This window comes from Helicobacter saguini, from assembly GCF_000762875.2.
GTDB classification, from domain to species: domain Bacteria; phylum Campylobacterota; class Campylobacteria; order Campylobacterales; family Helicobacteraceae; genus Helicobacter_A; species Helicobacter_A saguini.
Genome location: NZ_JRMP02000050.1, coordinates 1 through 1,319 on the forward strand (window position 1 = coordinate 1; position 1,319 = coordinate 1,319).

At 31.4% G+C, this 1,319-nt stretch carries 1 protein-coding gene; it reads right to left on the minus strand.

What is annotated here, in order from left to right; all coding sequences use genetic code 11:
- Positions 1-1,319: hypothetical protein (locus tag LS64_RS12670; protein ID WP_161976984.1), on the minus strand; the 1,319-nt coding region annotated here is incomplete at both ends.

The following is a 1,319-nucleotide window of genomic DNA, read 5'->3' on the forward strand; positions in this document are numbered from 1 at the left end:
GGGTGGGAATAGATTTACATAAAAAGTGCGAATGCGAATTTTGCATTTTAGAATCTAAATTTACTATTTTTTTAGAATCTTGTATATTAGATTTTATAACTTTTTTAAAATCTAAATTACTAATTTCAATATTTTCATAGAATCTAGATTCTATATTTTCCAGTTTTTCTTTAGAATCTTTCAATTTAGATTCTGTAATATAATTTACGTTTTTTATATTTTGAAACGTTAGGGTAGGATTCTCCCCTCCCTTGCGGAGGGGGGTTAGGGGGGTGGGTAAATGTGCATTTTTAGAATCTTGATTCTGTGTTTTTATAGAATCTAAATTAGTAAAATTACTATTTTTATAGAATCTAGATTCTATATTTTTTGTCATATTGAGCGAAAGCGAAACATCTACGTTATTTTTCTTAGAATCCACATTTTTAGATTCTATATTTTCGTTGACGTTGTTAGCAAAATTAGCATTCGCGCTTTTTATATTAATCTTAAAAAAGGGTGGTCGGGTGGGAATAGATTTACATAAAAAGTGCGAATGCGAATTTTGCGTTTTAGAATCTAAATTTACTATCTTTTTAAAATTTTGCAAATTAGATTCCATAACTTTTTTAGAATCTAAATTCCAAAATTCAATATTTTTATAGAATCTAGATTCTATATTTCCTAACTTTTCTTTAGAATCTTTCAATTTAGATTCTGTAATATAATTTACGTTTTTTATATTTTGAAACGTTAGGGTAGGATTCTCCCCTCCCTTGCGGAGGGGGGTTAGGGGGGTGGGTAAATGTGCATTTTTAGAATCTTGATTCTGTGTTTTTATAGAATCTAAATTAGTAAAATTACTATTTTTATAGAATCTAGATTCTATATTTTTTGTCATATTGAGCGAAAGCGAAACATCTACGTTATTTTTCTTAGAATCCACATTTTTAGATTCTATATTCCCTAACTTTTTAGAATCTTTTGGGTTGTTAGATTCTATAGAATCTACTTTTCTAAAGTCGCTATTTTTCAACAAATCGTTTTTTGTTTTTTGCGAGTCTTTTGCGCAAAAAAGTGCAAATCCCCCACCCCGCGCCCCCCAAAAATTTCTTTTGTGGCAAAAAAAGTAGCCGCTTTTGTCTTCAAAGGGGGAGAGCCCCGCTTTTCCAACTCTTTGTAAAAAAGCGGACACACGCACTGCTGCGTGTGTTGATTCCGCTTTTTTACACTGCGAGTTGGGCGGGCTCACAAGGTTGGCACTTCGTGCCTTTATTTTTTTTAATGTCAAGCTATCGCTTGACGTTTTTGTTTGTTTGTTTTTAGAATCTAATTTCGCT